The sequence below is a fragment of the Bradyrhizobium sp. ORS 111 genome, assembly GCF_045571485.1.
GTDB lineage: Bacteria > Pseudomonadota > Alphaproteobacteria > Rhizobiales > Xanthobacteraceae > Bradyrhizobium.
On record NZ_CP120701.1, the window covers coordinates 5,220,431 to 5,246,946 of the forward strand.

Annotated in this window: 21 protein-coding genes; 12 read left to right on the forward strand and 9 right to left on the reverse strand. The window is 60.4% G+C overall.

The window, feature by feature from the left end; translation table 11 throughout:
* Nucleotides 1-9: 9 nt before the first annotated feature.
* Nucleotides 10-993 (reverse strand): UDP-glucose 4-epimerase GalE, encoded by a 984-nt coding sequence (gene galE / locus P6U30_RS24250; protein ID WP_407165406.1) that lies wholly within the window; start codon nucleotides 991-993, stop codon nucleotides 10-12.
* A 574-nt stretch (nucleotides 994-1,567) separates the two neighbouring features.
* Nucleotides 1,568-1,963: a hypothetical protein gene (locus P6U30_RS24255; protein WP_407165407.1), complete on the reverse strand. Its 396-nt coding sequence runs from the start codon at nucleotides 1,961-1,963 to the stop codon at nucleotides 1,568-1,570.
* A 495-nt stretch (nucleotides 1,964-2,458) separates the two neighbouring features.
* On the opposite strand from P6U30_RS24255, the gene P6U30_RS24260 reads away from it, so the two are divergent.
* The 5 genes from P6U30_RS24260 to P6U30_RS24280 all read left to right on the forward strand — a co-directional run bounded on the left by P6U30_RS24260 (nucleotide 2,459) and on the right by P6U30_RS24280 (nucleotide 7,957).
* Nucleotides 2,459-3,673: a glycosyltransferase family 4 protein gene (locus P6U30_RS24260; protein ID WP_407165408.1), complete on the forward strand. Its 1,215-nt coding sequence runs from the start codon at nucleotides 2,459-2,461 to the stop codon at nucleotides 3,671-3,673.
* A complete protein-coding gene (locus tag P6U30_RS24265; protein WP_280972453.1) occupies nucleotides 3,673-4,665 on the forward strand; it encodes an NAD-dependent epimerase/dehydratase family protein in 993 nt (330 codons plus the stop codon). Before P6U30_RS24260 ends, P6U30_RS24265 begins: the two co-directional genes overlap by 1 nt.
* A 57-nt stretch (nucleotides 4,666-4,722) precedes the next feature.
* Nucleotides 4,723-5,607, forward strand: a complete 885-nt coding sequence (locus P6U30_RS24270) for an FkbM family methyltransferase (RefSeq protein WP_407165409.1) — start codon at nucleotides 4,723-4,725, stop codon at nucleotides 5,605-5,607.
* Nucleotides 5,608-5,715: 108 nt separating this feature from the next.
* Nucleotides 5,716-6,615: a glycosyltransferase gene (locus P6U30_RS24275; protein ID WP_407165410.1), complete on the forward strand. Its 900-nt coding sequence runs from the start codon at nucleotides 5,716-5,718 to the stop codon at nucleotides 6,613-6,615.
* 7 nt (nucleotides 6,616-6,622) lie between these two features.
* Nucleotides 6,623-7,957 carry a hypothetical protein gene (locus P6U30_RS24280; RefSeq protein ID WP_407165411.1) on the forward strand — a complete coding sequence of 445 codons (1,335 nt, stop codon included), beginning with the start codon at nucleotides 6,623-6,625 and terminating at the stop codon, nucleotides 7,955-7,957.
* A gap of 33 nt (nucleotides 7,958-7,990) precedes the next feature.
* Here P6U30_RS24280 and P6U30_RS24285 read toward each other — a convergent pair whose 3' ends face one another.
* From P6U30_RS24285 to P6U30_RS24305, 5 genes are all read right to left on the reverse strand, one after another.
* Nucleotides 7,991-8,872, reverse strand: coding sequence for a polysaccharide pyruvyl transferase family protein (locus P6U30_RS24285; protein WP_407165412.1), 882 nt, complete (start codon nucleotides 8,870-8,872; stop codon nucleotides 7,991-7,993).
* Complete coding sequence (locus P6U30_RS24290) at nucleotides 8,869-9,726, reverse strand: glycosyltransferase family 2 protein (protein WP_407165413.1); 858 nt, start codon at nucleotides 9,724-9,726, stop codon at nucleotides 8,869-8,871. The genes P6U30_RS24285 and P6U30_RS24290 overlap by 4 nt, the downstream gene beginning before the upstream one ends.
* A gap of 107 nt (nucleotides 9,727-9,833) precedes the next feature.
* Entirely contained in the window at nucleotides 9,834-11,339 is a 1,506-nt protein-coding gene (locus P6U30_RS24295) for a lipopolysaccharide biosynthesis protein (RefSeq protein ID WP_407165414.1), read from the reverse strand.
* A gap of 379 nt (nucleotides 11,340-11,718) precedes the next feature.
* Nucleotides 11,719-12,624 carry a beta-1,6-N-acetylglucosaminyltransferase gene (locus P6U30_RS24300; protein ID WP_407165415.1) on the reverse strand — a complete coding sequence of 302 codons (906 nt, stop codon included), beginning with the start codon at nucleotides 12,622-12,624 and terminating at the stop codon, nucleotides 11,719-11,721.
* A 318-nt stretch (nucleotides 12,625-12,942) separates the two neighbouring features.
* Entirely contained in the window at nucleotides 12,943-14,076 is a 1,134-nt protein-coding gene (locus tag P6U30_RS24305; protein ID WP_407165416.1) for an acyltransferase family protein, read from the reverse strand.
* A 271-nt stretch (nucleotides 14,077-14,347) separates the two neighbouring features.
* Here P6U30_RS24305 and P6U30_RS24310 point away from each other — a divergent pair, with 271 nt between their 5' ends.
* A complete protein-coding gene (locus tag P6U30_RS24310) occupies nucleotides 14,348-15,154 on the forward strand; it encodes a galactosyl transferase (RefSeq protein WP_407165417.1) in 807 nt (268 codons plus the stop codon).
* 69 nt (nucleotides 15,155-15,223) lie between these two features.
* Here P6U30_RS24310 and P6U30_RS24315 read toward each other — a convergent pair whose 3' ends face one another.
* The gene (locus tag P6U30_RS24315; RefSeq protein ID WP_407165418.1) at nucleotides 15,224-16,594 is read right to left on the reverse strand and encodes a family 16 glycosylhydrolase; all 1,371 of its coding nucleotides are present in this window, start codon (nucleotides 16,592-16,594) and stop codon (nucleotides 15,224-15,226) included.
* 287 nt (nucleotides 16,595-16,881) lie between these two features.
* Between P6U30_RS24315 and P6U30_RS24320 the strand changes: the two genes are divergently transcribed.
* The 4 genes from P6U30_RS24320 (at nucleotide 16,882) to P6U30_RS24335 (ending at nucleotide 21,654) form a co-directional block, all read left to right on the forward strand.
* Entirely contained in the window at nucleotides 16,882-17,679 is a 798-nt protein-coding gene (locus P6U30_RS24320; protein ID WP_407165419.1) for a glycosyltransferase family 25 protein, read from the forward strand.
* 64 nt (nucleotides 17,680-17,743) lie between these two features.
* A complete protein-coding gene (locus tag P6U30_RS24325; RefSeq protein ID WP_407165420.1) occupies nucleotides 17,744-18,934 on the forward strand; it encodes a glycosyltransferase in 1,191 nt (396 codons plus the stop codon).
* 75 nt (nucleotides 18,935-19,009) lie between these two features.
* Nucleotides 19,010-20,290 (forward strand): hypothetical protein, encoded by a 1,281-nt coding sequence (locus P6U30_RS24330; RefSeq protein WP_407165421.1) that lies wholly within the window; start codon nucleotides 19,010-19,012, stop codon nucleotides 20,288-20,290.
* Between the two features lie 356 nt (nucleotides 20,291-20,646).
* Complete coding sequence (locus P6U30_RS24335; RefSeq protein WP_407165422.1) at nucleotides 20,647-21,654, forward strand: acyltransferase family protein; 1,008 nt, start codon at nucleotides 20,647-20,649, stop codon at nucleotides 21,652-21,654.
* Nucleotides 21,655-21,769: 115 nt separating this feature from the next.
* Here the strand turns inward: P6U30_RS24335 and P6U30_RS24340 are convergent, their stop codons facing one another.
* Nucleotides 21,770-22,843 (reverse strand): glycosyltransferase family 2 protein, encoded by a 1,074-nt coding sequence (locus P6U30_RS24340; RefSeq protein ID WP_407165423.1) that lies wholly within the window; start codon nucleotides 22,841-22,843, stop codon nucleotides 21,770-21,772.
* A gap of 251 nt (nucleotides 22,844-23,094) precedes the next feature.
* On the opposite strand from P6U30_RS24340, the gene P6U30_RS24345 reads away from it, so the two are divergent.
* The gene (locus tag P6U30_RS24345) at nucleotides 23,095-25,017 is read left to right on the forward strand and encodes an HAD-IIIC family phosphatase (protein WP_407165424.1); all 1,923 of its coding nucleotides are present in this window, start codon (nucleotides 23,095-23,097) and stop codon (nucleotides 25,015-25,017) included.
* Between the two features lie 59 nt (nucleotides 25,018-25,076).
* Nucleotides 25,077-26,516, forward strand: a complete 1,440-nt coding sequence (locus tag P6U30_RS24350; RefSeq protein ID WP_407165425.1) for an MBOAT family O-acyltransferase — start codon at nucleotides 25,077-25,079, stop codon at nucleotides 26,514-26,516.

Sequence of the window (26,516 nt, forward strand, 5' to 3'; positions counted from 1 at the left end):
GTTGCTGTGTCAGACCGGCGGATGACGGTCCCGCCACTCAAGTGCCGTCTCAATGATGAAGTCGATATCGGATTGCTGCGGCCGCCAGCCGAGCTCTCGCTCGGCCTTGGCGAACGACGCGACGAGCCTGGCGGGATCGCCCGGCCGTCGCGCGCCACGGCGCACGACCGGCTCGTTCCCAGCGACACGTTTCACCGCCGCGATCAATTCGAGCACGCTGGTGCCAACGCCCGTGCCAAGGTTGAACACATGAGTGCCACCCCGTTCGAGCAGCATTTCGCCGGCAAGCACGTGGGCTCGCGCCAGATCGCTGACGTGGACGTAGTCCCTGATGGCGCTGCCGTCCGCCGTCGGAAAATCCGTGCCGAGTATTGTGAATGGCCGATCGGTCCGGCGTGCGGCTTCGATGGCCAGAGGAATGACATGCGTTTCCGGCTCATGGCGCTCGCCAATCTCACCATCAGGATCAGCGCCGGCGGCGTTGAAATAGCGCAAGGACACCGATCCGATTCCGTAGGCCGTGCCAAAGTCCTCGAGCATTCGCTCGATGATCATCTTCGACCAGCCATAGGGATTGATCGGCGCTTGCGGATGGCTTTCGTCGATCGGGATGTGCTGGGGGATGCCGTAACTGGCGCACGTGCTCGAGAACAATAGCTTGCGGCAGCCTGTTGCGCGCATCGCATTCAGCAGCGCAAGCGTGCCCGCGGTGTTGTTCTCGTAATAGAGCGCCGGGTTTTCGACTGACTCGCCAACGTAGGCGAACGCTGCGAAATGCGCGACCAGATCCGGCTCATATGCCTCCAGCGCCCCCCGCACCGCAAGCGGATCGCGAACATCGCATTCCACCAGCGGCCCCCAACGCACCGCTTCGCGCCATCCGCGCGAGAGGTTATCGAGCGCCACAACATTCCAGCCAGCCCTGGCGAATGCCTTGCAGCAGTGGGAGCCCACATATCCCGCACCGCCGGTGACCAGCACCGTCCTGGTCATGTTGCCGCTCCGGCGCGGTAACAACTCAACTTGCCGATGCAACAGCCGATCGACCTTGCAACCGGTCGACGAAGTGGCGCGCACAACGCCCACCCAAGGCCTTCACGCTCGTCGATCACGACGGCTTGGCGCTCGGAAACCGGGGACACGCCGAAACTCGATAGTCTAATTTGTCGCGGAAATTTGATTGGCCTCACTCCTCGCGCAATCTTCTCTGTTCAAAGCGGCTCAGCAGTATTTCCAAGACGATTGCCAACCTATCGATTCAAAATGCGGCTTCTTCGCGATGAGGAACAAGCAGCGCACGCTACAGTGCGTTACCGGATGATGCCTTGTCGCGGATCCGCGGCGCGCAGCCGGGAGAAGGCAACGCGCACGTCGTCAGCGCGCCTCCGCCGGAGTTCCACTACATCAGCTACCGTGAGAATGAAGCGACGTGCCGGCTCACAAGGCAGGCGATGCCTTTGGACGAGCACAACAATGCCTGCGATTGCGGCAGCGGACGCCGAGTTCCGCCAAGTGGCAACAATGTGGCCACACAACCCCATCGGCAGGTACGGACGCCAGGTTTTGCTTAGGGTTGGTGTTCCGCGAGCTCGTCGGATGGATAATACCGTGCCCGATGCGCCTCCGACAAAACCTCCCCGGTCGCCGACTTGGCCTGCGCCGTCCATCGATACACGCCCGGATTGCATGGGCCGAATGTTCTAAAGGTTCCAGACGGCAAAATGCCATCCGAGGGGATGGGCAATTCCTCCCCGCCCATCTCCCTGACGCCTTGAGTCAGGGTCAACGACAGGCTTTTTGCGCCCGCCGGAACATTGCGAAGACGAAATTCGGGATTCGGAAAGAGCGTGACGCAACCCTTGGCGCCGCCCCAGGAAAAATCCAGCGTCATCGGATCGGCAAGGGCTGCGTGGCATGTTGTAAGCCATCCGGCGACGGCAATAACAACGAACCTAGCTGACATGGGACCCCCAAAGGATCGGTCTACTCGAAGGGCGCACTGCACGCGTCGTCCTCTGTCCAGCCATGCGACGATAGCCTGATAAGGCGCAGGCTCGAACGCGGGATCGAGGCACCGTCGCGTAGGCACTCCTTATGTGGCCGCTTTGAGGCAAGGACGCATGTCTCGATGACTTTTGAGCACGCCGTGTAGTGGTCCGTCGCCATTGCCGCCACTTGGCACCGATTTTGAATTCCCACCGACACAAGAATTTCTTACTCGTCGAATAGAAGCCGCGATCATGCCTCACTCCGCTGTTGTCCAATATTCGAGCAGAGTGCCTCCGAAACATGACGCCAACATGCACGCCAAGTTGCGCTGCCTTCAACAAGGTTCGAAATTGAGGATAATGCAAGCCGACGACAGGCACCTCCGATCCGCCGGTGCACAACGAACGATCTCGTATCGTGAGCATTTTCCCGACGGCCAGGCGCCGCTTGCTGGATGGGCGGTGCCGCTATGAAGATCTTCGTGCACGACTACGCGGGACATCCGTTCCAGGTCGATCTCAGCCGCGAACTGGCTTCGCGTGGACATGAGGTCAGCCATGCATACTTCCATGGCGATCTCGGTCCAAAGGGCAAGCTCGAGAAATCGTCCGACGATCCCGCCCACCTCTCTTTTGCCGGCGTCAAGCTCTCGCGGCCTTACGACAAGGCGTCCTTCGTGCGCCGTCGATTCGACGATGTCGCCTACGGCAAAGCCGTTGCGAAGCTGGTGCATACGGACAAGCCCGACATCGTAATCTCCGGCAATACGCCGACCGAAGCCCAATCGGCCATCGTCAACGCGTGCAAGCAGACCGGCACCAAGTTCGTGTTCTGGGTTCAGGACTTCTACAGCGTTGCCGTGTCTCAGCTACTGCGCAAAAAGCTGGGTCCGCCCGGTGCCGTGGTGGGCGCCTATTATCGGTTTCTCGAGCGGCGCCAGTTTCAGAGCTCCGATGCGGTTGTCGTCATCACGAACGCGTTCTCACCGCTTGCGAGCAAGTGGACCGGCACCGAAGACAACGTCTTTGTGATCGAGAACTGGGGTGCGTTGAACGATATCGCGCCACACCCGAAGGACAACGCATGGGCGCGCCGTCACGGTCTGCATAACTCGTTCAACTTTCTGTATTCGGGTACGCTCGGGCTGAAGCACAATCCCGACCTGCTGGTGCAGCTCGCCAAGATGGTGAAGGGACGCGCCAATGTCGTGACCGTGAGCCAGGGCGTTGGCGTCACCCGTCTCGAGCAGGCCAAGGCCGAGCTCGGGCTGGACAATCTGATCCTGTTGCCCCTGCAGCCCTTCGCGGATCTCCCGATGGTGCTCGCCACCTCCGATGTCGCCGTTGCGACGATCGAACCGGAGGCGGGAATATTCTCGGTACCTTCGAAGGTGCAATCCTATTTCTGCGCCGGACGTCCGGTGCTGCTGGCGGCGCCGAAGGAAAATCTCGCGTCTGATCTGGTTCGCCGCAATGGCGCCGGATTGGTCGTTGATCCCGTCGATCAGGCAGCGTTCCTGAAGGCCGCGCTGCGGCTTCTCGATGACGAAACCTTGAGAACAAATGCAGCCGCCAAGGCGAGATCATTTGCGCTCGAAAACTACGACATCAAATCGGTAACCGACCGATTTGAAACAGTATTTGACTATGCAATCGGTTCGAAAACTGCGGAAAGGAAAATCTAATGGCGACGAAGAGCATGTCCACCGCACTGGTCTGCGGCGCGGGTGGCTTCATTGGCGGGCACCTGGTCAAGCGACTCAAGCGTGAGGGCTTCTGGGTGCGTGGTGTCGACCTGAAATTTCCGCCATTCGCGGAGACCGAAGCCGATGATTTCGTGGTCGGCGATCTTCGCGACCAGAATTTCTGCCGACAGATCACCGACCGCAAATTCGACGAGGTGTATCAGCTCGCCGCCGACATGGGCGGCGCCGGCTATATCTTCACCGGCGAACATGACGCCGACGTGATGCACAATTCGGCGACCATCAACCTCAACATGCTCGATGCCTGTCAGAAGCGGAATGTGCGCGGCATGTTCTATTCGTCGTCGGCCTGCATGTATCCGGAGCACAATCAGAAGGATCCCGACAATCCGAACTGCGCGGAAGATTCGGCCTATCCCGCGGCGCCGGATAGCGAATACGGCTGGGAGAAGCTGTTTTCGGAGAGACTATATCTTGCCTACAACCGCAACTATGGAATGCGGAACCGCGTCGCGCGCTACCACAACATCTTCGGGCCTGAGGGCACCTGGGAAGGTGGCAAAGAGAAGGCGCCGGCCGCAGTGTGCCGCAAGGTCGCCCAGGCTTCCAATCATGGCGAGGTCGAGATCTGGGGCGACGGCACGCAGACACGCTCGTTCCTCTATATCGATGAGTGTCTTGAAGGCACCATTCGCCTGACCCGGTCGGACTTCGAAGGTCCGGTCAATGTCGGGTCGGAGGAGATGGTCACAATCAACCAGCTTGTCGATCTCGTCTCCGACATCGCCGGCAAGAAGGTGATCAAGAAGCACATTCCCGGTCCGCTCGGCGTTCGCGGCCGCAACTCGGACAATCGCCTGATCGGCCAGAAGCTCGGCTGGAAGCCATCGGCAACGCTGCGCTCCGGTCTTGAGAAGACCTATGAATGGATCGAACGCCAGATCCGCAGCAACACCAGGGCGGCCGCCTGACGGGCGGCCCTAGCCGGCCGGGCTCACGAAAAGGAGAAGATTCGCGCAAACCAGGCCATGACCGGCACGATCATTTGGAAGGCTCGATGGGTAACAACCGGTGGGAGCTTCGCAATGATTGCAGACTTGATTTATGACGTTGGCCTGCACAAGGGCGAGGATGCGGCCTTTTATCTCAAGAAGGGCTTCAAGGTTCTCGGGATCGAGGCCAACCCGGACCTCGTACAACATTGCCGTTCGCGATTTCGCAATGAAGTCGCGAACGGGCGGTTGCGGATCATCGAGGGAGCAATCGCAGCGGAGTCCGAAGGGCCCGCCATCACCTTCTACAGAAATTCGGACTCCGTTCTCTCCACCATCAACAAAGACAGAGCCGAGCGCAGCGAGAAATTGGGTCACAAGAGCGAATGCATCGTCTTGCCGCGCATCGACGTTCTCGATGTCTACCGCTCCTGCGGCGTGCCCTATTTTCTCAAGATCGACGTCGAGGGAGCGGATCATCTGGTGTTGGAAGGACTGAAGAAGCAGCCCAACCGCCCTCGCTACATTTCGATCGAATCCGACAAGGTCGACTTTGATGAGGTCGAGGCCCAGCTCGGCCTCTTGCGCGATCTTGGCTACCGGAAATTCAAAGCGGTGCAGCAGCAGCGAATTCCGGGATCGCAGGTCAAAACCAAGGCGCTGGACGGCTCGAGCGTCGCGCATGTCTTCGAAGGCGGCGCCTCCGGTCCGTTCGGCGAAGACCTCGGCAATGACTGGCTGGACTTTGACGGCATCGTCCGCCGCTACCGATCGATATTCCGCGACTACCGGTACTTCGGCGACGACTCCCTCTTGGCCAAATCTCCCGTTTTGGCACTGCCGTTCAAGGCGGTGTACAAGCTCTGCACAGGCCAACGCGGCTCACTGCCTGGGTGGTACGACACACATGCCGGCCTCTAGCCGATACTCTCCGCCTGGTGACATGCGCAGGACCTGATTGTGGATTCTGATTCAACCAGAAAGATCGAAGTATCGATCGTCATCTGCACGCGAAATCGAGCGAATCGCGTGTCGGGGACCTTGGGCGCGATGCGGGCGTTGCGCACCAATCACGCTTACGAGGTGATATGGGTCGACAACGCGTCGACCGACGATACAGCGGACGTGCTCCAGCGTGCTTTCGCCAACGACCCGGCCTCAAGATACATTTTCTGCAAGCGGATCGGTCTCGGTGCGGCCCGCAATCTCGGTTGGGAAAGCGCACGCGGCAGGATCATCGCCTTCACCGACGACGACTGCTATCCGTCGCCCGACTATGTTGATGCGATCTTCGCGGCATTTGCCGATCATCCCGGCGCGGGTGTGATCGGAGGCCGTATCCTTCTCCACAATCCGAGCCACGCCAGGATCACGATCGAGGAAAGCGAGGCACCACGTGTCTATCCGAAGCGGACCTTTGTCAGGGCCGGGACGTTGCAGGGCGCGAATCTCGCGTTCCGTCGCGAGGCCCTGCAGGCGATCGGCGGCATAGATCCCGATCTCGGGGCGGGCACGCGCTTTCCCTGCGAGGACATCGATGCGGTGACCGCTGTGCTGTGGGCCGGATTCGACGCCTGCTTCGATCCCCGTCCGACCGTGGCGCACGATCACGGCCGCGTCGACGCCGACGTGCCGGCGCTGCTCACGTCTTATGATCGCGGCCGCGGCAGTTTTTACGCCAAATACATCCTGCGGCCGGATACCCGCGCGACATTCATCTTGCGCTGGCTCAGCTCGACCTTGCGTCGCCGCGACTGGCAAGGGCTGCGCACGCTTCGAACCGAGCTGCACACGGCAAGCCAATACGCGATCGCCAAACGCAGATATGGAGCGCTTGCACTGGCCGTCCCGTTGGGCCTTGCCGCCCTGGCGGTGCAGTCCATCGTATCCTTCGGCTTCTCGTCCGGACGTCGCCTTTGGAGCCGGTGAGGCAGAGATGAGTCGCGTAACGCGAAGAGCGGTGCTCAAGGGAGCGGCCGGCCTTGCATTGACCACCATCGGCCCGCTCACCGTCTTCGACACGCCGGCCGCAGCGGACGGAGCCCTATCATTCGGCGACGCCATCATCACCGTGGAGAATACGACGGTGCGATCCACCGAGTTCTGGGTGGAAGTACCCGTCAAGCTCAACGCACCGACCGCCTGCACGATCGTGCTGGAGTACGAGACGCTCAATGGAAGCGGAACGATCGGGGCATTTCCGGGCGCGGCGACCGCCGGCGCCGACTTCATCGCAGCACGCGGCTTCGTGATCTTTCAGCCCGGCGAGCGGGTCAAATTGGTGAAGATCCGCCTTGTGCGGCCGCTTGCAGAGGGCAAGTCAATCGTCCTCCAGGTGTCGGATTTCGGACACCCACTGTTCGGTCTCGCGCACACCAGCGGCGAGGTGAGATGGGGCCCGCACCCCTCGATCGCGACCTCCTACCCCAAGGACGACGTACAGCTACCTCCGCTGCCCGCGCACGGTACGGTGATATTTTCGGATCGTCTGCTTGATCGCGAATTCGCCAGCGACGACGGGTTTACGCCCAACGGCAGACCATGCTGGCAAAGCCGTCTCGCCACCGGACGGCGCCAGGACGGCAACAAGGAACTGGGCTACTATGCCGACCCGGCACTCGATCCGGAGACGACGGTGTGGGGTATCGATCCGGCATCCGGCTGCCGCTTCATCCAGGCTGAGTATCACGAAGAAGGGTTATCGGATCGCCAGGGCGGCAAACTGGTGCCGGGCTGGCGCAAGGAAACGCCGTTTCGATTTTCCGCAGCCATGGTGACGTCGCGAACGCTGTTCAACCGCATCACCATCAACAGTTATGTCGAGTTCAATGTCAGATTGATGAGGGTCCCAGGCAGTTGGCCGGGGCTATGGCTGCTGCCCGTCGCCCCCGGCTGGCCCCCTGAGATCGATGTCATCGAGGCCTACATCACTGGATTGCCGCAGTATCGGGACGACGTCGTATTCTCGAGCATCCACTGGAAAGGCGAAAAGGGACCCGACGCGCGCGGCGCGGCGATGCCGCTTGGCCTGGTCGAGGAAGGCGCGAGTCTGTTCTCCCGATTCAACCGTTTCGGCTGCCTGATCGGGACGCAACAGATCGTCTACTACTTCAACGACAAGCCCTATTGCGCCATGCCGAACCTGGTCGGCGCCGGGCCCTGGTACATGCTGCTGGACGTCGCCGTTGGCGGTCCGGCGGGCGAGCCGGAGAATCCCAGCGCTTTTCCCGCCAGAATGCATATCGCCGGCGTCAAGGTCATCCAGTTCTGAACCTTGTCGAGCAAGGACGCCGCGCGCCTCGTTTCAACGATGAAAATCGCGCCGGATTTGATCGGCGGCGTCCTCAAGCTTCGCGACGGCCCTCGCGAGCGCAATATCGGAGCTGAGCACCGGCTCCATCTCGCTCAGTCGCCGCAATCCTCGCGCGGCTGCGTAGGGCAGCGTGTCATTGGCCGCGGTGACGGCCAATTGAATCAGCCGGTTCTTGCTGGACATCCAATTGCCGTCCCTGCCCGTCTTGGAAACCCAGAGATCATGCAACGTCGCAGGAAAGGTCGGGAATGGCCTGAGATCGAGTTTGAGGGCGCCTGCCCAATCCGACCATTTGAATCGGTGCGATCGGTGGAATGGAAGAACCGGCACCCATGGCACCCGTAGCGCATCCGCCACAATCGCGCCGTGCATCGCCTCGGTAATGACCGTGTTCGAGGCCTGGATCATGTCGAGGACCCGATCGACCGGCCAACGCGGATCGATCAGTTCGACGTCGGCCAATTCACAGGCTTTCGGCCAGTTGCCGTTCAACAGGCTCTGCCAATGCGGGATGTAGCTGAACTTGAAGCGCTTCGGCACCGCTTTCTTCAGGTGACGATTGACCAGAACAGCGGCATCGGCCGCGACTAGTCGTTCGTCGAGTCCCAGCGCTTGCGCGGTGAGCGGCCCACGCACGCAGTAGAACTTCCATCGCTCGTCGAGCCGAGGTGCCGCGGTGTACTGCCCGAATCCCGATCCAAACACCACCTTGGTGGCCTGCTGCGGATGATGGTCGAACAGGACCGACCCGATCGCGAGGAACAGGGTCAGATCGTCTTCGTCGAAGAAGCGCGGGAAAACCTTCGGCATAAGCACGTTGTTCAGATCGTCGCCGAAGTTCGGCGCGGTGCTCCGATAGTAGTAGAGTTTCATGATCGCGCCTGACGCAGCATGGTCGAGTAATATTGCACGGCTCCTCCAAACAGCGGACCCACGGCGGCGCGCTTCCTGATCTGTCTGCGGATGTCCCGCGCGATCTCCACGACGGTCGCAGGCGCATGCGCCGTCAAAAGGTGCTTGGCGTACACGGCGCCGGCGCCGATGTCGTAGTAGTGCCCGCGAACGAAAGCCTCGTCGTCAAAGCGGCCGTGATCGTGAGCCACGCTTGGCTCCGGGAAATAGCCGCCCGTCCAGCCGGCGTATGATGCTCTGACGGCGACTTCCCATTCCTCGCCGGCAAACGGAGTGCCAGCCCCAAAGCGATTGTCGAACATGCCGGCATCGGTCAAGCACTGACGCCTGAACGCCATGTTCGACCCCTGGACGAAGCCTCGCTGTACAAAGGTGGACGAGGACAGAATCTGTGTTGTGGTGCTGGTGTTGCAGCCGAGCGGCGACTGCCGTGCGTCATATGGCAGGATTCTTCCGGAGCCAAAGCCCAATCCGGGATCTTGTGCGAACACCGTTCTCCAGGCCGATGCAAAGCTGCGATCAGGGTAGCAATCATCGTCGATGAAAAGAATGACGTCGCCGGACGACGCCGCGATGCCGGTATTTCGCCCGGCCGAATTGCCGGGTTTGGTCTCCAGGATGGCACGCCACAGAGCGGGATTGACCTGACAGAACTCCTGCATCGCCGCGAAGGTGCCATCTGTCGAACCATTGTCGACGAGCACGACCTCAATGGCGTCAGCACCGTCCATCGACCGGATGTGGTCCAGGCAATTTCCGACGGTTCTCATTCCATTCCGAGAGCACAGGACCAACGTTAGTGCAACTTCGCGCATTTCTATTTGCTCGGGGCCTTGGTCAAATTCGAGAACCGGCGGACACCTAACGCCGTGAACGCCAGGCGACATTATGGTCATTGATCACGGTAGTGCAACCGACATATTCAACCGGGCGTAGACGCCACTCCTTGATGCCTCTGCGACTTCGAGCCGATCGATCCGGCGAGCAGTCTCGCGATATCCATGGTCTGGTCCCTGGCGATCAACAGCATCGTCGCAAGATACGACACCGCTCCAACAGCAATGCTGATACTCAGTGCAACGACTGGCGGAAGCTCCGGAAGGACATGTCGCGTGGCCGCAATGGCCGCGACCATGACCAGGCTGGAGCCGGCCGGACCGACGAAAACCCGCAGATACTCCGACACCGGTTCCGACAGCAGCCGCGAGGTCTTGATCATGGCAAACGGCCATCGCGCGATGGTCGCAACCAGAACGGTCGCCAACAGCGTCGTCACGCCAAACCTCGACATCAGCACCAGGATGGCCAGTGTGACTATTCCAGCGGCAAGCTGGTAGTAGAACCACCAATGCGCGTGTCCGCGGCTGTTGATGAGGCTGCCCTGAATCACGCCGATGCAGGCCATCAAGCCCAGGCCGCAATACAGCCTGATGGGATCGACCGTATCGATCCAGCGCGATCCGAATACGACGGGAACCGCGAGGTCCGCCACCATCGCAAACCCGATGAAGACCGGAAACGACAACGCCGACGACAAAAATGTCGCAAGCAGAAACCCCTTCCTGACCCGATCGACATTTTCCTGGATAGACGAGAACATCGGATGGGCCACCGCGCCGATGGGTGTCGCCAGGACGTTGAGTATCATCTGGAACAGGTTCCTGGAAAAGGCATAGATACCCGCTTGATGCGGACCCAAATAGAGCCCGACGATTGCCGGATCCGCCTGGGTCGTCAGAGCCTGCATGGCGCGCGTCCCCGACGAAAACGCACCGTAACGCGCGAGCGATTTGAGCGCGGTCAGGCTGATGCGGAATTTCGGTCGCCAACCGGCTCCCCACATCGCGGCTACGGTCGCGGTGACCGACGAGGACAGTTGGGCGATGAGGAGCGCCCAAACTCCGTAGCCTGCCACGAGAAGGAGCACGGTCAGCGCCGCCGATACCAGCGTGGCGAGCAGTGTCCGACCGGCAATCAATTCAAAGGACATTCGCCGGGTAATGATAGCCTGTGGAACGATGCCCGCGGCGTCGGCGAACAATCTTAGCCCGGCGACGGGCAGCAGCACGGCAACCCATTCCGAGCCGAGCATTCGACTGAACGGTCCGCTGCAGATGGCCAGCACGGCATACGCGACCAGCGCGCAGATCGACGCCGCCCAGAAGGTGGAGTCCAGATGAATGTCGTCTACGGACGACCGCTGAACAATCGCCTCGGCGAAACCGGTCGGCAACAGCACGGCGAGCAACGCAACCAGACTGCCGGCAAGGGCGACGACACCAAACTCGGCGGGACCGAGATAGCGCGACGTCACCAGAAACACGAGAAAGCCCGCGAGCGACGGAATCACCGAATTGACGCTCGACCAGAACACGCCCCGGATTGCGCGAACGGCATGGGTACGATTGCCTGGCTCCGTGCCTACCATTTGCAGTTATCTTCCCTGCGGGTGACGTTTCCGACAGGCTGCGCGTCGGAAGCGGTGAATGTATGGAACCGTGCACAGACCAGCTCACACACGGCGGATTGTCTTCGGGGCAGTCCTTGAAGCTCATGCAATTCAACTGCCATCAGATGCTCCGCCGCGGGGAGATCAGCCGAGCGGACAGTTGGCCAGCTACCTGACTTTGCAAGAGGCACGCCTGCTGTTCGCGATTCCACGCGGGTCACGCATGAGCCCTCAACCAGCCCGGAAATGCGACCAAATTGTAGCCGAAGAGGCCGCATGTGGCATGTTCGGCTTCCAGCAAATCATGACTACACCGGCCCCTTCGGGCATCAAATGCAAGCAATGCGACGGGAACGTGTCACATACCCACATTCCGTTGCCGGATCATGACCGCGAGCTCCTCGGAGACAGTGGCATCGGTGACCTTGCGACAAAACAACAGTTCACCGGAGCCGTAGATGCCATCTATCTTCATGCACGGATTGGCACGGAACATCGCGATGTGACGCTCGCCGATCTCCGACGGATTTGCCCCGCCGCCGCTCCAGTCCGAATAGGTGATGCTGCGCCGCATCTTCGAACGAAACGGCGAGTTCGCAAGGATGGTCTGAAACACCATCTCATCCGGCACATGAGTGTTTTCATAGAACTTCATGAACTTGGGATGCTCGTCAGCGAACTTCTGGATGTAGATGCAGGCGTCGCGGGTCAACGCCCACCACTGGTTGCCGGCGTACGGCACGAGTTCGCCGAACCACTTCTTGTAATCGCGCGCCATCGGCACCAGGCCAAGCCCTTCGAGCAGCTTGCGACCCTTGCCGATCCACCAGCCGACCGGCCCGGGACGGCCCTTGTAGTGCGTCAGGCGCGACAGCGGTTTCGCGGCGGCTTCCGACGGCATCGCCACCGAGTCGATGAATTCAGTGCCGTTGTTCTCGCGAAAGAACTGCTCGATCTCGCCCACCGAACGGAGCGGATAGTCCGTCCCACTGATCAGGACGAGATAGTCGCAGCGGCGCGGCGCCGCCAACCCCGCCTCCATGAGCACGAGGGCTGCCTTGATCAACGAATAGTCACCCCAATGAATTGGAATTCGCTTGGTCGTGAAATGCGCGCGAGGACCGACCGCGCGCTGGAATGGACCGATGTCCGTATGGGCATCGATATGCACAAAGATCTCCGTGGACGGCGACTGGAGCTCACAAACCAGCCGAGCAAGTTGCTCCGGCTGCCTATGGGCGAGAATGAGGTAAGCAACATTCATCTCTTGACTGTCCTGATGCGGCCGCGCGATCGCGGTGACGCACGATGGGGTTCAGTGACGAAATCAGAATGCTGGTGGGCCGAGCCCGAAAAATCGTTGGAAAAATCGTTGTAAGGGTTGCGGATCCCGCGCCCCCGTCTGGCACTAAAGCCTCAACGAAAGCTCACACTTAACGCTACCACGCCCATGAGGATCCCGTAGCCATACTGGGGCTCCGACCGCAGGCGCCCCGCCCCATGAAACATGCGCAACAGTTCGGCAAAAAGCAGACCCTCACAACAGTTTGCTCAACAAGTAGACAGGGTATTCTTCGCGGGACTACTCCCCCGCCGGCTGAGCCACGGTGACCGCAGCGCCCGTCTCCCGTAGTCGCCGGCCGGCACGTCCGCGCTCGACCGCGAAGACCGTAAGAAACCGCGAACGCAGCCAACGCGTCATCGGGCGCTCGACCTTGAAGTACACCACAAATCCGACCGCGAGCGAAGCTGTCGCAGCGAGAATTGCGAATGATGCAAATTGCAGCACACCTTCCACCGGCAATCGAAGAAACAGGCGGCGAAACACGAAGAGCGTCAACGCGTGCGTCAGATAGATCGAATAGCTGGCGTCTCCAAGCAACCGCAGCCAACCGATATCGCGAATCTTGAATGACCGTTCGGCGGCGACCGCGCCGAGCATGATCAACGCTGCGCACAACCCATTGAGCAGGTACAGGTGCGGAAGCTGCAACGCATGCACCGCGAACAGCGTCACAAATCCTACAGGCAAGAGCAACCAGACGTTGGGGATTTTCTCGTTGAGGAACAACCACCCCAACACGATGCCCGCTGCAAACTCCAGCATCAGGGGGTGAGTATACATCAACAGCGGGTGCGTGTAGCTGTGAAAGATCGATTCATCGGTCGAGACAACGAGGCCCAATGCAACAAGCAGCGAAATCAGGCCCAGCGAAATCAGCAGCGGTTTGCGGAAGAACAACCCAATCGTGAAGATCAAGTAGAAGAACATTTCGAAATAGAGGGTCCAGCCCGGATTCAGCACCGGCCAAATGGTGCCTTGAAAGATCGAACTGTGATGCGGAAAGAACATCGCGGAAAGCATCACGTCGTTCACCAGCGCGAAGCCGGGCTTGGCCCCGCCTGACATCAGAAGCAGGCTCGCTGCACAGAGCGTGAGAATCCAGTACAAGGGCGCGACGCGAATAAGCCGCAATCCGGCGAAGACGGCAGGCGTTTCGATCCGCGACGAAACGTACATCACCACGCCGCTGATAATGAAAAAGATGTCGACCCCCGCCTCGCCCATGGCGAACCTCTCGAGCGGGTTGTAGAGATTCGGCCAGGGATTTCTGATGTGGTGCAACACCACCATCACCGAGGCGACCCCGCGCAGATACTGGATGGTCAATAGCTGTTTGGAAGATCTTTGATCCAGCGCCGTTGCAGGTGTCATCAGCCGTCACATCGAGAAGAGGGAAACTGCGCTGAGCCGATCAGCAGCTAGCAAATTGTTCCGAAAGCATGTCCGATAGCGTCACGGTTCCGCAACGACCCCTTGCACACGCAAGAGGCAGTTCGCTTCACAGCTTTGCCACAAACCTCTCGCTGAAAGTTCATGCCAACTTGCTGCTATGCATCTGCCGGGCCAACGGGGCATGTTACCTCGGCCGAACCATCGCGCGATGCGTAGCATCAGAGCCCATGACGTCCATGCGAGATAATTCATGTTGACCTTCATCATACCGGTTCGCCATCCGGCCAATTCCAAGAACTGGGACGCTCTCAAGGCGCGGCTCGCGCAAACCATAGCATCGATCTCGGGTCAGAATAGTGACCGCTGGCAAGCCATTATTGTGGCGAATGACGGGGCAGATCTGCCTGACCTGCCAAAAGGCTTTTCAGTCGAGCGCGTCGACTTTGAGCCGAACCCGAAGCATGAACGTGGTGCGACGGACGATGTCGAGGTTTTCCGCGATTTCTTCCGTATCGATAAAGGACGCCGCGTGCGCGCAGGAATGCTGGCCGCACAGAACGCTACCTTTTTCATGATTGTCGACGATGACGATTTCGTCAGTTCCCGGCTCGCCGACTACGTCGCCCGGCATCCCGACGACAATGGCTGGTATATCGACCGCGGCTACATGTGGAGCGAAGGCAACGTGCTGCTCGGAGCCATTTCGAAATTCTTCATGCTTTGCGGCACATCCCACATCATCAGCGCCCGGCTCTATGATCTCGAGAGGCTCAAGGGAAACGACGCCGATGACTACCTGAAGCGCATGCTTGGCAGCCATATCGCGGTCGCCCAGGAGATGTCCGCCGCTGGAACGCCGCTCAAGGCCCTCCCATTCTTCGGCGCGATCTATCGCGTCGGGCATCCGGGAGCCCACAGCAATTCCTCGGGGCTGATCGCAACCTTCTTCAAGAAGGCGACGTTGGCCAATCCGATCGGCTTCGTCAGGACCGCGCTTTCGCTCAGACTGTTGACCCCGAAGCTACGGCGCGAGTTCTTCGGTGCCGAGCGCGCATAGCGAACAAGCCGTGCGGCCGGATCGGCAAGGACCGGCAGCACGGCGAGCTCGCCGTAGCCACAGGCGGCATCAATGCGATTGCGCCTGCACGTCCAGGTTCAGGAGCTTGCACACCGTCGCCTTGGGGGGCTGGACGACATCGGTGCTGCATGTCACCGGGCTGGACAGCGTCTGCTTCGCTCCATTGCCGTTGGTCACATCGGAGGCCAGCCGGCCAAACAGAATATAGTTTCCAGGGCGCTCAACGGCGGGCAGTGAGGCCACCACGGTGGTCGCGCCGTCGGCCCGCTTCTTGTCGGGCTCAACCTGCAATTTGGTGTTGGCTGACGACACGATGGCTCCGGTCGCCTTGTCGTAGACCGTCACCTGAAGCGTCCGGTTGGACGGATAGTCAGCCGGGATCTTAAGCGGTATTTCGATGTTGAGCTTGTCGCTTGTCGTTAGCGCCAGAGCGCCCGCGCTGGGCTGCTTGCCCGCGACCACCTTGCTGACAGGCAGGAACGCGGGCTTCGCCATGTCGTTGAGCGGCGCAGAATAGCCGAACTGCTGGGGATCCGGCGTCAACTGGCTCGGCCCGCATTGCCGGCCGCCACGCTCGGAGGTCGTGAACTGACATACGCGCACATAGTCGATCTTGAAGCTCTGCGGAAACGCGGCCTCGTCAATGCCGTGCCGCCCGGCCCATTTGCTGCCACCGACGGCGAAGTTGAGATCGACGTGCGCAGGCGGCCCAAGCTTTCCGTCACTGCGCTGCCACTGGTAATTGCGCGTGTAGATCAGCTTGCCATCCCAGAACATTGAAATCTTGTCGGGCGCCCATACAAAGCCGGCGGTGTGCCAGCCCTGGTTGAGATCCTCGCTGCCATACATGTTCTGGAACTTGAGCTCGAAGGAGCGATCGACATAGGTGTATTGCCGCGGATCGAACGGCGCCACCACATTGGAGTGCAATGAGTTCGCCTTGTCCTCGACGCCATTCATGACAAACTCGAAGATGTCGATCTCCGGCGGATGCCAGGTTTTGCCGTCGATATCGTAGTCCGCCTCGAGCCAGAACGCCGGCCAGACGCCCTTGGCGTTGGGCAGGAACACACGCGCTTCATAGTATCCGTAGTAGAATGTTCGATGACTGCGGATCATTGCCGATTCGTACAGACTGGGAGATCCGGGCATCTTCTTTGCGATCAAATTGAGAACACCGTCGGCCACGACGTGACCGTCGCGATAGCGTTGGTTCTCGTCGTTGAAGTGATCCATCGTCTCATTCGAGTAGAGATAGCGCGTCGCCCATTTGTTACGATCGAGCTTGTCGCCGTTGAACTCGTCCGAGAACACCAGTTCCCATCCCGCCGACCGCGCCGGCGTCGAAGCCGCTGTCAGCGCCGACGTCAGCACCACCAGTGTCGGGAGAACACGTTTCGCAATCTCGGTGAGGTTCATTCAGCGAGCCTTCTGACTGATCGTATGCAATTTCGATGACGAGACTCCCGCCCTCACAGGCGAGCAGTCGTCAAGTTGACAGCCCTGCCTCGGTAGGACAGGTTAGCTTCGCGCTCCAACGCTCGATCATTCACATCGATGAATTGGACGAAGACGTGGCCTCGGACAAAATACATCGACCTTGTCGATGATGTGATCAGGCTGCCGAATTTATGTCCGGAGGATGACGGAATTTGCGGCAATATCGCTCGCGTCGTGCAAGCGGTAACATCAAACGTGAGAGGATCGTGGGAACCGACGCTACCATACCGGCCTTCGTCATCAATCTCGATCGGGACATCGCACGATGGCAGGACATCTCGAGTTCGCTGACGCGGCTCGGGGTCCCCTATGAACGCATCTCCGCAATCGACGCCAAGAACCGGATGACGCTCATTCGCCGGGTAATCCGGCGCGAGTTCCACTTTGCACCGGCCAATCGTCCGATGAAGGCAGGCGAAATCGGCTGCTATCTCTCGCACATCGCCGCGCTGAAGCGCATCGTGCGCAGGGGCCTGCCGATGGCGATCGTCCTTGAAGACGATGCGGCTTTCGAGGAGCGCTTTCCGCTGTTCTACCGGCGCGACTTGCCGCGCTTTCTGGCGAAAAGCGATATCGTAAAGTTCGAAGGCATCCACTATGCGCACACGTCCAAGTCAGGGATTTCCCTGATCAAGGGCGAAGCAGCTCAGCTCGTCATTCCCTTGAAGCCCGCGCTCGGATCGGCCGCCTATGCCGTCACCCGAAAGGGCGCGATAGGGTTGATCAGAGCTCTTTCGGTCACCGACCGGCCGCTGGACCACAAGCTGGTCTATTACGATCGGCACGGAATTGATTTTGCCGAGACCCAACCGTTCCTCGTCAGTCAGGCTGCTTACGAAAGCAGCATCGAGCTGCGCAATCTCGATACTCCCCCGCTGCAACCTGCGGAACGGATTCGTCGAGGCGTTGCCTCCGTCGGTCGCGGCGCGAAGCGGATCGCATATGTCGCAAGGCTGCTGGTCAAACGGCGATTGCTCGGCACAAAATCTCCGTCCGCTGCCTGATCCGGATGGGGCGTGCGCCCCCGGCACCGACATTCTGTACTGCGCGTTCTTTCGAGATCGAGTGATGAAGAAGATTCTGTGGATCGTCGGCCGCATCCCCTCGCCGCTCTTTAGCGGCGATGCGCTCTATTCCGCGGGACTGCTCACGGCTCTGTCGCGGACCGAACAGACCGACGTGACGGTCGTCGGCTCACGGCGCGAGAACGGCCCGGTCGAGGGCCGCCTGCTCCGCTTGCCGCGCACGGCCTTTCCGGAGGCACCGTGGCCGCGACGGCTTGGAATGCTGAGCCTGCTGACATCGTTGCCGAGAGATGCCTATAGCCTTGCACCGCCCTCGATCGGCATGACTCTAGCAGAGCTCCTGAACCAGCGCTGGGACTGGATCGTGTTCGATCACGCGCGCTCTGCCGCGTTGCTACCGATGGTATTGCAACGCCGGAAGCAGGCGTCGGTCTGCTATCTCGCGCACAACGCCGAGGGAAAGATCAGGCCCGCGATCGCGAAGGATTTCGCCAACCCGCTGCGCCGTTCGATCATGCGCTGGGATGCCGAGAAGTACCGGCGACTTGAGCAACGTATCGTCGATGCGGCAGACCGCATTCTGTGCATCACCGACGCCGACGCAGCCTATTTCGCGCGATCGGGCAAAACCACGTTCGTGGTGCCGCCGATCTATCTCGGAGCGATCGCGCCGAGCGATCGCATCGAGCCAACCCGACCGAAGTCCATCCTGCTGCTCGGCTCGTTCGAATGGGTCGCCAAGCAGCGCAATCTCGAGCATATCGTCAGCGCGCTGCTGCCGGCCTTGAAGAGCCAAAACGTCACGCTGGATGTGGTGGGCAATGTTCCGGAGGATATCAAGGCGCGCTACGCCCATGAACGGCCGAACCTGGTCTTCCATGGTCCGGTGGACGATCTCTCGAACGTGCTTGCGAGATCGCGCGGCGGCCTGGTTGCGGAGACGCTCGGCGGCGGGTTCAAACTCAAGCTGCTGGACTACGCTTTCGCACGGCTTCCCATATTCGGCCTTCGCGCGGCGGTCGACGGCACCACGGCCGACGAGCAATCGGCCATGTATCTCGCCGACACCATGGACGGCCTGGCACAAACCATCATCGATGGAATCGACGACCTCGCCGCGCTCAACCGGAAGCAGGCCACACTGTTCGAACTGATGTCGAACCGCTTCGGGCTCGAGCAGGGAACCAGGCGGATGCATGACATCCTGGTCAAGCAGGCCGGCGCGGCGGCATGACTGGAACCGGATATCGATCGATACAGATTGCCAATTGTGCTAGCGTGACCTTGATCCATCCAGGCAAACGTCGCGATGACTTTTGAGATCCAGGCTCCCATGGCGGCGCCGGCCGGGGCAGCGCATTCAAAGCCGGCAATGTCGGACACCGAACTCAGCAAGTCGGGGCGCTTCGCCGTCTGGGCGTCGATCATCTCCGTCCTGTTCCTGTCGCAGATCGCTTACAACATCAATACCTTCCCGGCATCGACCGACCTCATCTGCTACGCCGCCGTGACGGCATATCTGCTGATCAGCGGCTTCGCTTCGGTCGGATTGCTGTCTCTCGCGCTGTTCGTTGTTGCGCTGATATTCGCCTGTTTCGGGACGGTGACCGCGACATCGTCGACGTCATGGACTTCGCTGATGCTGCTCTTCGTTCTCTATGCTCCGTTCGCCACTCGGCTGAAGGGAGAGCCGGAGGAGGTCCACGACTACATCCTGTCCGCCTACGTTTCGGCGGCAACCTTCATCGCCTGTATCGCGATCGTGCAGATCGTGCTCGTCAACGCCACCAAATCGACGTTGCTGACCAACATCTACTTCAACCTGCCCGAAGCCATCCGCGGTGCCGGACACTACACTTTCCTGCGCGAGGGCGGCGGAATCATCAAGCCGAACGGCTTTTTTCTTCGTGAGTCGGCTGATCTTTCGCTCGTCGTCGCGTTGGCCCTCATCATCGAGTTTGGCTCGCAGGCGAGATTGCGGACCATGGGCATTCTCGCGGCAGGCCTGCTTTGCTCGCTATCCGGCACCGGTTTGCTCGCGATCACGGCTGGCTTCTTGCTGCCAAGATCGTTGTTTCGCATCCCGCTGTTCATCGTCTCTCTCGTCGGTCTGATCCTGGCGCTGTATCTGCTTTACAGCCTGGACGTTCCTGGTCTTGACCTGTGGTTCGACCGCCTCTCTGAATTTCAGACGCCGAATACCAGCGCTTATGCGCGCTTCGTCGCGCCAATGGAAATGATCGGACACAGCTTTGACAACGGCCCCATAGCCACCTGGTTCGGCAACGGCGCAGGCAGCTATCTCAGGGACGTCAAGCTTTACCACATGAACTACGAGGTCAACGACCCGACCTGGGCAAAGCTCACTTACGAATATGGCCTGTTCGGTTTTATCCTGATCTTTGCCATTCTCGTGCAGCGATTGTACTCGAGCCGGCTGCGCATCGAAATCTGCAACTTCCTGCTGTTTAGCTGGATCAGTGTCGGCCTCGTGCTCAAGCCGAGCTTTGCGCTGATCGTCTGGCTGCTGACACTGGTCGGAACCCCGGCACGCCGATCGGGCCAGCGCGCAAGACCATCAGCGGGTTGACGCTCCACCAAGGCGGAATGAGATTGGCAGATCTCCGGAAAGTCCGCTTCATGCTTTTCCGGATCATGCTCCAGCACGTGCCTGCAATCACCCATTCTCGCGATGCTCGCTTGATGGTTGTATCGGTTCAAGCGGAACCGCGTCGCAAAAACAACGCATAGTGTCCACACGAACAACGAAGTCCGCCGGGAAGATGGAAGTCCCGCGGAAGCACCGGACGCCGTGAGCATCGGCGGTAGCGCTTCACACCGCCAACACCCGACCTGCGATGGACCAATGGCCGCGCATGCAAGGGCGTTGCGCGGGCCCGCTCGAGGCGCCTTTTCAGGCAGTCGCAGTTACTCCGGGAGACGGCGTTGGCCAGGCTTCTCTCTATCCAATATCTGCGAGCGTTTGCGGCCTTCGGGGTCGTCGCTTTTCACGCGCAGGGCCTCACCTACGGCCGGGCGCTCGTCATCGGCAGCGCCGGTGTAGACATATTCTTCGTCGTCAGCGGATTCGTGATGTGGACCGTGAGCGCGTACCGCACGCAGACGCCGGCGGAATTCTTTGCGAACCGCATTGTCCGGATCGTCCCGATGTATTGGTTCGTGACACTTTGCTTCGTCGCCGCGGCAGTTGCCTTTCCGGCCCTGTTTCCGCGGCTCGTCGTCAGCGCCTCCCACACTCTCGCATCCCTTTTCTTCGTTCCGATGCGATCTCCGAGCAACGGTGAGATCTGGCCGGTGGTGGTGCCCGGATGGACCCTGAACTGCGAGATGTTCTTCTATGCCATCTTTGCCTTGGCACTCTTCCTCGACAACGCCAAGCGGCTGGTCTTCCTGGCCCTGACGTTCTTCGCCCTGATGCTAGTGGGACGCCTTTACACCGGCGACAGTCCCCCCATCACATTCTACACAGATCCGATCATGCTCGAATTCCCAATGGGAATTCTGCTCGGCAGAGCCTTTGAGCAGGACCGCCTGCCACGGCTCCGCTGGGGCTATGCCGCGCTCGCCGCCGGTCTGCTGCTGTTTGCCGCTTCCGCCTGGCTTGCAGTCGATTCCCCGCGCCTGCTGGCATGGGGCATCCCGGCGTTCCTGCTGGTTGCTGGCGCCGTCATTGTCGAAAAGAACCGCAGCGTCCGGATCGTCCCTGCCCTCGCTCTGCTCGGCGATGCCTCATATTCAATCTACCTGACGCATACCCTCACCATTTCCGCGATCGGCAAGTTCAAGGCACACTTCAATCCATCGACATTCTTCATTACCAGCCTGACGCTTTCGGCCTTGATCGGCGTTGCCGCATGGCGGCTGATCGAGCGCCCCTTTGCCGAACTTCTGAAGCCCCGCCCCAGGGTTCAACAACCGCATTTGGCCGAGTGAACGATCGCTGACTTCGCCTTAGAGCGTTTTCGCGCGAAGTGGATACCGGTTCGCGCGAAGAAGCCGGCTCAGAACAAGACCCTCGGTTCTGATTTCAATCGGAACCGCAATTGCTCTAGGCAGCCGCCGGCGCTTTCTTCACCACCCGGAGCAGGCTAAGCGCTCGCCTCATCCATTGCGGCCGTGCTGTCGGCACATAACGCCAGCTCACCACGGAGCGCCGAAAGCCGCGCGGGCCGAACAGCGCAAGGATCATCCACAAGAACAACGAGATCCGCTGCGCCTGCGAGAAGCCTTGCGGAAACATCAATGCCCTGAACGTGGCGGATGCAATCTGCGGCGCGCTGTCGCCCGCGATCGGATGGATGTCCGGTCGCAGCGAGTATGACGCCGCGCGCAGGCACAGAAACAGCAAATTCCTATTCAGCGCATTTGCATCCACCTTCATGCCCACGCTGCTTGCCACTTCCGTGAAGAATTTGTGACGCCGGCGCGTGAGATCGACCTCGCGCGCGAAGCGGCTGTCGTCGAGCTGCAGATGCGCGCCATGGTTTAGTCCGTGGACCCGATAATCCACCAGCGGCTTCGGGATCGTGACGACGTCGCCATATACTGGGGCCGCCGCAATCAAATAGCTATCGGGCGCACGATCGACGAATTCAGATTCAAAGTCGAAGATTCGCTCCACCACCGATCGCGGATAGGCACTGCCGGATCCCGGCGGTGTCGGATAGAGACCTGTGGTCGTAACCCAGGTGCGAATCTCCTGCGGGGTCGGACGTGAGTAATATTGAGGCAGGATGCTGCCCGTCGGATTTCCCTTCGCATCAATGACGCGCATCTGAAATTGGAATTTGCTGGCCGCGTCGGACCACACTGCCGCAATTTCAGTCATGACGTCCGGATGAAGGACATCGTCGGAATCGAGAAATATCACGACATCGCCCGTACAGCGACGGAACCCATTGACGCAAGACGGCATCTGGCCGGCGTTTGCCTGGCTGATGATGGTGATCCTGTCGGCGTAGGGCTTGATCACCTCGAGGGAGTTGTCCGTTGATCCATCATCAACAACGATCACCTCGACCTTCGGCCAGCGAATGTCGAGCGCGCTCTTGACCGCTGTGCCTACATAAGCGGCGTAATTGTGATTGGGAATTACAACTGACAGGACGAGATCATTCGTCACTTCGGGTTCCTCACGCGCTATCGTCGCCGAGTTCTATTGCGCATTTGTGCGATATGACAACAGATTATCGCGACACTCGCTTGCGTTGCATCATCGATAGCGTCGAAACCGTGTCATCGCTTCCGCATATGTGGCCGCGTCTTCACTCGCCATGAAACTGTCGAATTATGGATAAAGATTGTGGCTAACAACAGTGGGGGAACGCAAACAAGTCGGGCAATAACCGTGTTGCCAAGATAAAGGGAACGGCCGTGTCCGCAGAGCTGTATCGAGAACTCGCCTGGCTTCCAAAACCTCCGTCCGATTTCTCGATCCGCTGCAAGGAGCTGGCAAGCGGCTCCGGTGGCGCTCTCGGAAAGAAGATCAGAACACTCGCGAGCCACGCGCTCGATGAGCGACAACTGTCCAGGCTCGGACGGACGATTCGATCATTGCAACTTGGCGGCGAGACCTTGGCCCCGCTGATACCCTTTCGCCTCGGCCTGATCGGAAACGGAACGCTCGACCTGATCGTTCCCGTGCTGGTTGCAACCGCGGCCCGCCATGGTTTTGCGCTCGAATGCATCACCGGCGCCTATGATCAGTATCTGCAGGACGCGCTGCAGCCGGAGTCGACCCTCAACAAGGCGCAGCCCGACGCGGTTCTCATTGCGCTCGATCACCGCGGGCTGTCGCTGCAGCCATGCCCGGGCAACGAGCAGCTCGCCACTGAAACCGTTGATGCGGCAATCGGACTTCTCGATTCGATCCGGGCCGGCGTATCGCGCAACAGCGGCGCGCTGTGCATCCTACAGACGCTCGCCGCGCCGCCCGAAGGACTCTTCGGATCCTTCGACCGCTCCCTGGCCGGCACCGCCCGCAATCTGGTCGATCGCATCAACCAGAAGATATCCAGCGCAGTGTTGCACTCGACCGACATGCTGCTCGACGTCGCCGGCATCGCCGAGACCGTCGGCCTTGCCGACTGGCACTCGCCGGCCCAGTGGAATCTCGCGAAATTGCCGTTTGCTGATGCGCTGGTGCCGCTTTACGCCGAGCATGTCGTGCGCATCATCAGCGCGCTGCGCGGCAAGAGCCGCCGCGTCCTGGTGCTTGATCTCGACAACACCGTCTGGGGCGGGGTGATCGGCGACGACGGCATGGAGGGCATCCAGATCGCCCAGGGCGATGCCACCGGCGAGGCGCATCTTTCCGTGCAGCAGCTCGCGCTGACATTGCGGGCGCGAGGCATCGTGCTCGCGGTGAGCTCGAAGAACACCGACGCTGTGGCGCGACGGCCGTTCAAGGAACACCCGGACATGCTGCTGAAGGAGGAGCATATCGCGGTGTTCCAGGCCAACTGGAACGACAAGGCGACCAACATCCGTGCCATCGCAAAGGAGCTTGCGCTCGGTCTCGATTCCTTCGTCTTCCTCGATGACAATCCGGCCGAACGCGGCCTGATCCGGCAGGAGCTTCCGGAGGTCGCGGTGCCCGAGCTCGATGCCGATCCGGCGAGCTACGCCCGCACGCTGGCCGCTGCCGGCTACTTCGAGGCGATCAATTTCTCCGAGGAAGACCGCGCACGCGCCGAAATGTATCAGGCCAATGCGCGCCGGCTCAGCCTGCAGGGCCAGGCGACGGATCTGAACAGCTACCTGCGCTCGTTGGAAATGCGGATCGTGTTCGGCCCCTTCGACCGGACGACGCGAGCCCGCGTCACCCAGCTCATCAACAAGAGCAACCAGTTCAACCTGACGACGCGCCGCTATACCGAATCGCAGGTCGAGCAGTTGGAAGGCGACGACCGGGTCATGACGCTGCACGCGCGGTTGATCGACAAGTTCGGCGACAACGGCATCATCTGCGTGATCATCTGTCGCGCCACGAGCCCCGATACCTGGACGATCGATAGCTGGCTGATGAGCTGCCGGGTGCTCGGACGATGCGTCGAGCAGGCCGTGCTGGCCGAGATCGTGTTGCGGGCACGGGCTGCCGGTGTCACCACCCTCGAGGGCGTCTATCTTCCGACCGACAGGAACGAGATGGTTCGCGACCACTACGCCAAGCTCGGCTTCACGCGCCTCGACGAGGGTGCCGACGGAAGCAGCCGCTGGGCGCTCCGGACCGATGTTGAACTGGACGCTTTGCCGATGACGGTTCAGCGCGAAGAGAAGCAGTTTGAGGCGGCTTGATCCGATCGGATCGCCGACTGACCTGAACGAGAACTTCTGACAGCCTCGAGCCCACGGACATGAGTCTGACATCGCCCCTGTTTTTCGCCTTTGTTGCCGCGGTCGTCATCGCCTTTCACGTCAGTGAATCGGTGATCTACCGACGGCTCGTGCTCGGGGCCGCGAATGCGATCTTCATCGCAAGCTATTTGAGCGACGTCACCCAGGTGCTACCGCTGCTCGCCTTCCTGGCGCTCGGCTATGTCTGCGTGTCCGCGCTGTCCGTGCGCCAGTCGTCTCTGGTGTTGGCGGCCGGCGTCGCCGCGATCCTGTGCTGCTACGTATTCCTGAAGCGTTTCTCGTTCTTCGAAGGGCTGGGCCAGCTTCCATTCCCGTATCTGACGGTCGGACTTTCCTACATCCTGTTCCGCATCCTGCACATCATGGTCGACGTGCGCTCAGGAGATCTCAGCGAGCGAATTGGTCCGCTGGCATTCTTTCGCTTCACCTGCAACTTCCTGTGCTTCGTCTCCGGCCCGATCCAGCGCTACCAGGATTTCAGCGCGATGGATGGGAAGGCCGCGGTTCAGCTCGATGCATCGGTGGTGTACGCGGCGTTTTCCAGGATCGCGACCGGCTACGTGAAGTTCGTCATCATTGCCGCGACCGCCGACTACGCCTTCACGTTTGTCAGCCCGCACCTGCTGCAGCCATCCGGACTTTCCTTCCTCAAGCTGTGCGCCGTCTATGCGACGGTCGCTTCGCTCTACACGGTCTATCTGTACTTCAATTTCTCCGGCTACATGGACATCGTGATCGGCATCGGAACCCTGCTCGGGCAAGCGCTGCCGGAAAACTTCGACAGGCCATTCTCGGCGCGCAGCTTCCTAGAATTCTGGCAGCGCTGGCACATGACGCTGTCGCAATGGTTCAAGTTCTACCTCTTCAACCCGCTCCTGATGTTCCTGATGACCTGGTTGCCGTCGCCGGCGCTGACGTCCTATCTGGGCGTGCTCGCCTTCTTCATCACGTTCGGCGTGATGGGTGTCTGGCACGGCACGACCGCGGTGTTCGTCATCTACGGCCTGCTGATGGGCGCCGGCGCCAGCATTAACAAGCTCTGGCAGGTGGCGTGCACTGAACGCCTCGGCAAGAAGCGCTATCGCGCGCTGACCGAATCCACTGCCTACATCTATTTCGCGCGTGGTCTCACGGTCGCCTATTTCGTGCTGGCGCTGACCTGCCTCTGGGTCCCCGAACTGCCTCAATTCACCGCTCTGCTGGCGCGGCTCGGCTTCGCCGGCGTGATCGCGACCTTCGTCGTGGTGGCGGTGGCGTTCGGGGTCGCTGCGCTGATCCTGGATCTCGCCCAAGCTCGGCTCCGCATCCCCGTCGCTCTGTCGGCAATCCAGAGCGGCGAGATCACCAAGAATCTGCACCTGGCGGGCAAGATGATGGCAATCGTCGCCGTCGCGACCCTGCTGCATAAAGCTCCGGACTTCGTCTACAAGGCGTTCTGA